Below are 8,816 nucleotides of genomic sequence, written 5' to 3' on the forward strand. Positions count from 1 at the left end.
TTTCGCGCACCGGCTTTTCCGCCGCATCTTCGTAGGCACACCCAACCGAGTCACTACCCTGGGCTAATATCTTAGCCCCCCCTGGATGATCTGAACACTCGGCATTATCCAGATGAGCCCTCGCAGCAGGCTTACCGTTTATATAAACGTTACTTGAGCCTGATCGTATGCGTCCTGTTTCACTACAAGCGAAAGATAGGCTACCAATCAGTTGACCGATTCCAGCGCCGGTAGCTGCTCCCACGCCAACCATCGCGGCTAGCGCTACAGCCCCAAGCCCGCCGGTTCCGATAACGGCAATACCCATGAGTACCGCGCCTGCTCCAATTGCTAAGCCAGCAAGCAATCCACCTAAAGCGCTGATTTGCGCGTGTCCATCTGCACGTGTAGGCTACCGAAATGCCAATGAGGCACTCTCGCAGAGTTCACCAAGGAGGAACCGCCCATGTTCGTTAGTAAAATAATGCTCGATCAGCTAGAGCACGACATGGAGAAGAATAACCGCGAGATGGTGATCATGCCATTAGAAAACTTGAGGATAGAGGCCAGGCAGGCCTCTCTCACTCAAGCAGCCACCCAACCTCAGCAAGCGTGTACGTTGAATCAGCGCTACTGGCTAGAATGCGCGTGGAGCGGCATGAAATCGACGTACAATGGCATTCCGCATACGGTCGTAAACACGAACTGCGGCGTGCCAGCCGGCATGGCCCTCATTGATATAAAAAATATCAGCATCCTGCTTCGAGACATCGGCGGCTTCGGCACCGAGGCAAGAATATCGGTACATAATGGCAAACAATACCTAATAATTACAGGGTACCCCGGTTTACGCCGAAAATTGAAAGGGACCCGCTATGGAGTACGGAATGCGCAGCTCCTAGAGCTTGGGATCGGCAAGTACGGCCATTCGCGGATCATCAATAAGCGGCTTCAAGCTTTCATGCTGGGTGGCTGTAGGGATTGAAGTTGCTGAGTGGGTATTTAGTGACGAGCGGGCTATGACTGATCTATTCGGAGGCATAGGCGTCGAACTCATAAAGGCAGGCATCGCGACCGCTGTCGGGTATGCAGCAGCAGTCGCCGTAGGAACATTTGCCGCCGCCGCTGCAGCACCCGTTGTCGCCGCAGCAATCTTTGTCTTTATTGCTGGCTTTGGGCTTAATGCCATTGATAACCACTATGGCATCAAGACAGCTGTCAAGGAGAGTTTGCGATACGCGGTCGCTCACCTTGAAAGCATAAAAGAGCAAAATACAATAATCGACATCCACGAAATCCGAGAGGAAATTGAGAAAACTGTAGCCGACACTGCAGCACAAACCGCTGAATATCTTTATGACGAAGCGAAAACTTGGGTGCTCAAAAAATACAGCCCGGAGAGCTCAAGCTTCCTCGCCTCCCGAGCATTGGAAACCTGCCGAATCTCGACAACTTGAAACTGCCAAATTTTTAATATCATGAAAAAGACACAGCAACTTGATTTGCACGGCAACCCGTCGCCTTTAAGAATACGACTTGTTGCATCTGCATTCATTCCATTTGCAGTAATTGCATTCTGCTTGAGCGTCTACTGGCTGGGCCATGACATCTTCCCTCTGTATGGTCGCATATATCGAGACGCGCCCATCGTAGAAACGCCTTACCTCGGTTTCTTCCTATTGATGGGGATACCCGGTCTTATCTATTTGATCGTCGCTGCGACGATTGCGATCTGGCAGGGAAAAAAATTTAATCCCCCACGCGATAGCAAGCTAAGCAAGTTCCAATTTTTCATGCTGCGCGCCTCAATTAAAACAGCCGTAATTTTGGCTCCAGCACTCATCATTATCACAACCTTGATACTGGTGAGCCGAGATTACACGCCCTGCCCTAAACTTCTACTCTCTGGCTCCGCCTGGCAGTTATTCTGGGTCAATGACGAAAGCGCGTGCTTCAAACCAGACCACTACATCAATGACCATTGGCCGTGCAAAGTAATTGATGGCAAAGATATTTGCGTTAAAGCCGATGGAAGGTGACGTTTCAGGCAACTTTCGCACCCTTGACTACCGCACTCTGTTGCATTAAGGTCGATGGCCGCTGAAACTAGCGACGCTGATCATCCCAGACATAAACTGATGCCCTATGAACTGAAAACAGCGCCCATAGCGGGCTGAACATGAATACCGAAACACTCAAACAGAAGTCGCTGAAGCTTCGCGTGGTCATGGACAGCCTGAAGAACCAAGTCCCGGAGGATATGAAGTTGAGCATAGAACTGAAACCATTACTGAAAGCGGCAGACCAGAAACTGATTAATATGCCGATGCAGTGGCGGATATTCCGGGCCGCTACCTGTTCACCGAGGATGGTTTACAGCAATACGCCGAACTGGAGCATGCTTTTGCGGAGTTTCGTATAGATTTGACCGGTGGCGAGTCTCCCACCCTGCGCCAGCTCAAGACCAGCATAGGCGAGAAGCCGAGCAAGGGCTGACGGTAGTTTCTACTCAGAAAGCGCACTTCCAATCTGACGGACCCAATTGACTGATGAGACCAACTACACCACTCGAGTATATAGACAAAGCGCTCGCACTCGCCATTGATCGCCAAAATCGCATCCCTGGCTTTCCTGTCTACGCCACTGTCATCGATCAGTTAAAGTACATTAGGGCCGTGTTCGACGGCACAGAGAAGGATAAATCGAAACTGCACAGACTGACGATTGGTGCTATCGCGGCCAAGGAATTTGAACCCACGGACGAAGCCCTCGCCGTGGCAATGCTTCATGTTTGTTACATTGCAGAGCAATCAGGCAACGGCCTGAAGATTCGCCTGCCTGGAGAGAAATAATTACCGAGGGAACGCCGACCGCCAAACGGCCGAGGACTCCACTGCGACCGTTGGAGGTGGACCACAACCTGGTGTGGGCGCGCTAGGGAAACTCCGAACAAGTTGCTCAGCCATCCGCGATAAACGAGGCGCTGACTTACCTCAGTCAGGTTTTCAGCTGTCAATGGCGTCGAAACCGGGCTTCAGCTCGGTTTTCCCCTCGCTACAGACGCACTTCTCCTGCAGTGGTAAGTAATTGCCGGCGCACCATCCACAGATTCGACAGCGCGAACAATTCCTGGCCAGGCCACGGAAGCGAGTCTTCACATAACCGAACTGGCGCTTGATCACCCGAAACGGATGCTCGACCTTCGCACGTACCTGGGCTTTGGCCTTCTCGATCTTGCGCCTGGCCTTGTACAGCGCACTGCGTTTGCTCAAATGCTTGTAGGTGCTACGTCGCTCAGCGATCTGCCAGATCACTTGCCGACCGTCGTGCTCTGGCCGTTTCTCTACGCCGGTGTAACCTGCCTCAGCACAGCCAACGTTCTCGTCACCGTGCAACAGATGAGCAACTTCCGTCGCGTCAGCCACGTTGGCGGCGGTGCCATGGCCATGATGTACCAGACCCGATTCAGCCTCGGCCCCGATATGCGCTTTCATGCCGAAGAAATACTGATTTCCTTTCTTAGTCTGGTGCATTTGCGGATCGTGTTTGCCTCCTTGTTATCGGTCGAACTGGGGAAGTTGCAGCCTTAATTTTCACTGCCCCTTGATCAACCGTCACAAAATACGAACCCTCCTCCACCGCAATACTGGTTTCCAGCTTGATCGTTTCGGAATGTTTGCCTTCGACATTGATCGTTCGATTCCCGCCCACCTTGAGACTGTCATCTGCCTCAACCTCAGTATCCAGATTGCGCTCGGCGTGCATGATGATCTGCTCAGCACCAGCCTTGTCTTCGAAGCGTAAGAAGTTGGCATTCGACCCTTTGCCCTTCATCGACCGGGTCAGGAACCCACTCTGGGTCTTGTTAGCCGGCAGCGCCCAAGGCGGGGTGTTGGTGCTGTTGTACAGGCTGCCCATGATCAGCGGGCGGTCCGGGTTGCCGTCGAGGAACACCACCACGACTTCGTCGCCGACGCGTGGGATCTGGATGCTGCCGAAGCCGCCGCTGGCGCCGGATTGGGCTACGCGTACCCAGCACGAACTGTGGTCGTTGTACTTGCCGTTGCGGTCCCAGTGGAACTGGATCTTCACCCGGCCCAGTTCGTCGGTGAAGATTTCCTCGCCCGGTGGGCCGACGATGATCGCGGTCTGCGGGCCGGCGATGGTCGGCCGGGGTGTGCTCAGCTGCGGGCGGAACGGGATCTTTTTGCGCACGCAGGTGAAGGTGTTGTAGTAGCTGGCCTGCTGGCCGCTGAGGTAGTTGTTGTGGCCCTCGCTTTCCACGCTCATCAGCAGGAACTGGCGGTCTTCGACGGCGCCCTGGTCATGGCTGTAGTGCTGCAACAGCTCGAAGGTGTAGCCGGGCTTCATGGCGCGGCAGTTACTGGCGCCTTCGAACTTCTTGCCGCGCAGCTCCAGCGCATCGATACGCAGGCGCAGCAGGGTTTCGCCTTCGTCGTAGGTGCCGTGGGTGTACTGGCCGGGGAAGTCGTAGATCTCGAAGTTTTCCACGTCGCCCTGCTTGTTCACGCTGTTCAGCGCCACCGGCAGGCGGTTGCTTGGCTGGCGGTAGTCGAAGGTCTGCGTGGCCATCTTGCCGGACTGCAGCTGGCGGTTGCCGCTCCACTGGGTGATGGAGTCGGCGGTCTCGGTGACCGAAGCGCTGTGGAAGCGGATCTGCGGTTGCTCGGGAATGTCCACCAGCGTGCTGGAGTCATCGCAGATGATCATCGTGTGGCCTTCGGCAGTGTGCTCGAAGTAGTAGAACATCCCCTCTTCCTCCAGCAGGCGCTGGACGAAGTTGAAGTCGGTCTCGCGGTACTGGGTGATGTAGGTGTAGCGCTTCTGCGGCCGGGTCAGGCGGAACTCGTGACGGGAGAACGCCGGGCACAGGGCGAACACTTCGGTGACCACTTCCTCGACGGTGTTGCCCTGGAAGATCCGCGTGTCGAAGCGGTTCTTGAGCATCGAGAACCACGGGTTGAGGGTGGCGGTGTAGCGCGCCATGCCACCGTCGCTGCCGATGCTGGCAAAGCGCGTGAGGTAACCGGTGATATAGCGCGGGCCGCCTTCGGCCAGCTCGATCTCGATGCTGACGTGCTGGCCCATCATCGACTTCAGCGGCACGCCAGAATCTTCGCAGACCAGCAGCAGTTCGTAGTTGAATGCCCGCGACAAAGCCTCGACGCCCTTGAAGGTTTCCAGCAGCAAATCCTGCTCGGGGTTGGCGAGGTTGTGGAACTTGAACAGGCGGCGGTTCTGCGGCGACAGCAGCGCGGAGGCCAGGTCCATGATCAAGCGAAATCTCCTTGAAAACACGGCCAGCACGCGCTTGCGATGCTCAGCGACAACTCTGTTCATGCGGGGTACGAGGCGCACGCTTCGCGCGTGCGCGTCCCGCGGGTTCATGCGACCGCAAGCACCCGGAAAAGTGCCTTGTCGCGTTGCCATGAACGTGACACTGGTCACATTCGGGCGGGTCAGCGGCCAGAAAGGCCCAAAGAAAACACCGTCAAAAGCTACCCTGTCAACTTGCTGCAAGCCGCGAAAACCGTGGCTCACATGCAATCAAGGCAATGCCATATAGCCATCATTCAGGCAATTTGCTCCATCACCTGCACACCTGCTGTGTCGCGTGAAGCTCCCGCGTGCGCGGCTTTGCGCGGTTCTCAGCGGGGCCAGCGCCAAGCGCTCTGTCAATCGTGCTCCGCAACTGTTGCAGCCATCGCAACCGCCACAAAAAAATGTATCGATTCGTGGCGCAGTTCACATTTGCTCCCCGTACCTTCAACGCTGGCCGTAAAGCAACGCATCCAGTTCATCCACTTGCGGTGCCAGCTCGAACAACTTCCATGCCAGCGCCTGGATATGTTCCGACCAGGCAACCTTCGCCACCCACTCCGGGGGCATGCCAGAGACGCCGTACAGCGCCCCCGCCAGTTGGCCGGCAGTGGCCGCGACGCTGTCGGCATCATCGGCAAGGTTGGCAGCCAGCAGAATCGCGTCCTTGAAGTTGTCGGTGTTCCAAACTGCCCACAGCGCAGCTTCCAGGGTGTCGATCACATAACCGGAAGAGCGAATCTGGTCGCGGGACTTTTGCTTGTATTCGCCAGCGTTGATGATCATCGGGCGGGGGCGCAACGAACGCACGGCAGGTGCCAGGGTTTCTTCCTTATCGGCGCCATTGAGTGCCAGATGCAGTTGAGCGGCCAACAACTGGCAGCTGTTCACTGCCTCGTCGGCGTTGTGCGTCACGCTGCTCTGGGTGACGCTTTCCCACCAGCTCGCGGACAACGAATGCCGGCGATAGATCGCCGTAGGTGCGAGGCGGATGATCGATCCATTGCCTGCACTGGACGGGTCGTAGTTGCCTTGCCAGGTGATGCCTTCGCGCAGCCAGCCTTCGAGCGCGTTGCGCGTGGCATTGCCAATATCGAAGCAACGGCCATTGGCACTGTTTTCACCCTTGCGGTACCAGCGCACGAGAGCATTCGCATAGGTGGCGTAATCGAACTTGCCCTGGCTCACATAGGTATCTGCCAGGCACAGCGCCATGCTGGTGTCATCGGTCCACTCGCCCGCAGTGAGCTTGAAGGGGCCACCGCCGACCATGTCGCTCACCTGTTCCCGGTCACGCGGCAGGAACTCGAGCGTGGTGCCGACCGCATCGCCAATGGCCAGCCCTAGCAGCGCGCCTTTGGCACGGTCCAGCGCCTGCTCTGGCGTCAAGGTGCAGGCCCTGGACTGCAGCCATTGGGGTTTGACTGCGGGCGCCGCCGGCGCATCCGGCTGCAAGGTGTAGTCCATCCGCTGTTGCAACGGCCGGGAGGGTTCCGGTGACAGGTGCGCATAACGCTGCACGTAATCGGCCAGCAATGCGTTCGAGCTTCTTAGATCGATCATGGGATTTCTTTGAGAATGAATTGGGTAAAGGCGCCATTGTCGACCCTGTCGACAACATCGAAGCGCGTGCCAGGCGCAAACAATACCTCAGCTTCCCTGTGGCCCGAGAGAAAGCTGATATCTCTGCCAGTGATGCCCTGCACCGTCATCTTCACATTGCCGTTGAAAGCAAGGGCCGAGTCTGCAGATGTGCTCATGAACGCCGCATCACTGGTTGGCAGGCCGACCTGCATCCTCGACAGGACATCGGACGGCAATGTGGTGCCGCGGAAGGTGTCACCTAAAGCGTAGGACGGCAGTTTGGCCAGACCGTCGTTCGCATGCGCGACGAAAGCCTCCATCTGCGGGCTGAACGGGGTTTGCCCGCGCAGTGCCGGGTTGATCCACTGATAGCCCTCGTTAGTGGTGTAACCATGCAGCGCGCCGATCTGGTCGTCGGTCAGCAATGCAGAGCGTTTGGGGTCGGTGAAGTCGGCAATACGCCTGCCCGTTGATATCCAGCGGTCTGCGGTCTGATTGCCCACGGCATCGCGCAAGGACATGACCGGCGGCTTAGCCACGGGTTTGGCTGCAGGTGCTGGTTCAGGGCGACGAACCGGCTCTGGCAGCTCAGGTTTCTTGAGGGGCGTCGGGTCTTTGACCTGCAGGTCTGGATGGGCCAGCAGCTTGGCTTCGTTCTTGGCCAGCCAGGCGCCAAACTGCTTGTTGGCGATATCGGCCTGCAGCTTGGCACTGCGGCTGGCGATGTTCTCCATGCTGCCCATGATGCCGGCTTTCATCTGCCCACGCAGCAGGTAGGTGACGATGCCCACCAGCAGTAGCAGCACCAGTTGCTCCTGGCCGCGAGCCAGTTGCCGGGCGGCACGCTCGGTGCGTTCCTGGATCACCGCCGCCGAGCCTCCGGTCGGGTCCAGCCCGGCGGGCTTGACACCTTCTTCGGCATTCCAGGCGGTGGCGATGCCTTCCTGGAGCGTACTCAGGCAAGCCGGCAAACCCTTGATGAAATACTCGGCAATGGCCGAAAGCCCCAACGCCAGGAGAATCAGGTTGCCGACTTCCAGGCCGATGCCCGCCCCCGCCACCGCACCCGGAGCTGCGCCAAAACCAAAGGCCAAGGCGCCGATCGCGCCGCCTGCGGCAGAGCCCACGGCGATGCTGCCACCGAGAATCATCGACACTTCCTTCACCAGTTGCAGCAGCACTGGCAGGATCTGTTCGATACCGATGGAGGCCCACTTGCGCTTGAGGTCTTCCTGGAAGATCGGATACGACATCGCCAGCGCCTGCTGCACGTTGTCGATGCGGTGGCCCCCCATGTAGCCATAGGCCTGGCTGGCGCCATCGCTGACGCGTCGACTAAAGCCGTCCCAACTGTCGTGGGCGCTCTGCAACCCGTGGCGGATGCTCTGGTTCGCCGCGCTGAACTTCTGGTCGAGGTTGCGCTCGATGTCACTCCAGCTGGGGACGTTGGCTAAAAGGTCCATTTTCTACATCACAGTCCGTTGAAAATTGGCGCGCCTGCCTTGTACCTCGGCAAGCACGGTGGAGGCCGCCAGTGGAGCAACTGATAGCGCATGGCCGCTACGCAGATGTGTGACCACCGTTCGTGAAATAAATTTCCCGGCGGCAGCATTTTCCTCAGGGAATCGCACGGCGGCAATGATGGCAAATAGTCAGCACCGCTTTGATGCCATTGCCCCTCCCTCACGAAAACAGGCACCCTGTCGCCCAGCACGGAATGCTGAGGCATGCATGAAAAACCATCCCGAACTGCACGTCAGGTCCCCGGTCCTTTTCAGGTTCACGGCCATAGGCCTGTGCCTGTTCATGTTAGCCATGGGCACATTTGCAGCCTACATCCTATGGGTGGATATCGTGCCACTCTATGGCCGCCTTTACCGAAATGCGCCCGTCGTGGAAACGTCGCTCAAAGG

General features: G+C 57.4%; 7 protein-coding genes and 4 pseudogenes. 6 read left to right on the plus strand and 5 right to left on the minus strand.

Going from position 1 to position 8,816, the window contains the following annotated elements:
* Window positions 1-364: PAAR domain-containing protein (locus APH30_RS28445; RefSeq protein WP_177333790.1), on the minus strand; the 364-nt coding region annotated here is incomplete at its 3' end.
* 81 nt (window positions 365-445) lie between these two features.
* On the opposite strand from APH30_RS28445, the gene APH30_RS29705 reads away from it, so the two are divergent.
* The 5 genes and pseudogenes from APH30_RS29705 (at window position 446) to APH30_RS24820 (ending at window position 2,831) form a co-directional block, all read left to right on the plus strand.
* The gene (locus tag APH30_RS29705) at window positions 446-964 is read left to right on the plus strand and encodes a hypothetical protein (protein ID WP_256222127.1); all 519 of its coding nucleotides are present in this window, start codon (window positions 446-448) and stop codon (window positions 962-964) included.
* 34 nt (window positions 965-998) lie between these two features.
* Entirely contained in the window at window positions 999-1,436 is a 438-nt protein-coding gene (locus APH30_RS29710) for a hypothetical protein (RefSeq protein WP_256222128.1), read from the plus strand.
* A gap of 21 nt (window positions 1,437-1,457) precedes the next feature.
* Window positions 1,458-2,018: a hypothetical protein gene (locus tag APH30_RS24810; RefSeq protein WP_054914035.1), complete on the plus strand. Its 561-nt coding sequence runs from the start codon at window positions 1,458-1,460 to the stop codon at window positions 2,016-2,018.
* A 140-nt stretch (window positions 2,019-2,158) separates the two neighbouring features.
* A pseudogene (locus APH30_RS24815) lies at window positions 2,159-2,475 on the plus strand (hypothetical protein).
* A 53-nt stretch (window positions 2,476-2,528) separates the two neighbouring features.
* Window positions 2,529-2,831: an immunity protein Tsi6 family protein gene (locus APH30_RS24820; protein ID WP_054914036.1), complete on the plus strand. Its 303-nt coding sequence runs from the start codon at window positions 2,529-2,531 to the stop codon at window positions 2,829-2,831.
* Window positions 2,832-3,033: 202 nt separating this feature from the next.
* Here APH30_RS24820 and APH30_RS24825 read toward each other — a convergent pair.
* The 4 genes and pseudogenes from APH30_RS24825 to APH30_RS24840 all read right to left on the minus strand — a co-directional run.
* Window positions 3,034-3,559 (minus strand): annotated as a pseudogene (locus tag APH30_RS24825) (IS5 family transposase); the annotation flags it as partial.
* A pseudogene (locus tag APH30_RS24830) lies at window positions 3,553-5,277 on the minus strand (type VI secretion system tip protein VgrG); the annotation flags it as partial. The pseudogenes APH30_RS24830 and APH30_RS24825, both read right to left, overlap by 7 nt.
* A gap of 489 nt (window positions 5,278-5,766) precedes the next feature.
* Entirely contained in the window at window positions 5,767-6,882 is a 1,116-nt protein-coding gene (gene tri1 / locus APH30_RS24835) for an ADP-ribosylarginine hydrolase Tri1 (RefSeq protein WP_054914037.1), read from the minus strand.
* Window positions 6,879-8,366 (minus strand): DUF6861 domain-containing protein, encoded by a 1,488-nt coding sequence (locus APH30_RS24840; protein WP_054904734.1) that lies wholly within the window; start codon window positions 8,364-8,366, stop codon window positions 6,879-6,881. The genes tri1 and APH30_RS24840 overlap by 4 nt, the downstream gene beginning before the upstream one ends.
* Window positions 8,367-8,634: 268 nt before the next feature.
* Here APH30_RS24840 and APH30_RS29345 point away from each other — a divergent pair.
* Window positions 8,635-8,816: pseudogene (locus APH30_RS29345) on the plus strand (hypothetical protein); the annotation flags it as partial.

The organism is Pseudomonas sp. NBRC 111127, assembly GCF_001320345.1.
Lineage (GTDB): Bacteria > Pseudomonadota > Gammaproteobacteria > Pseudomonadales > Pseudomonadaceae > Aquipseudomonas > Aquipseudomonas juntendi.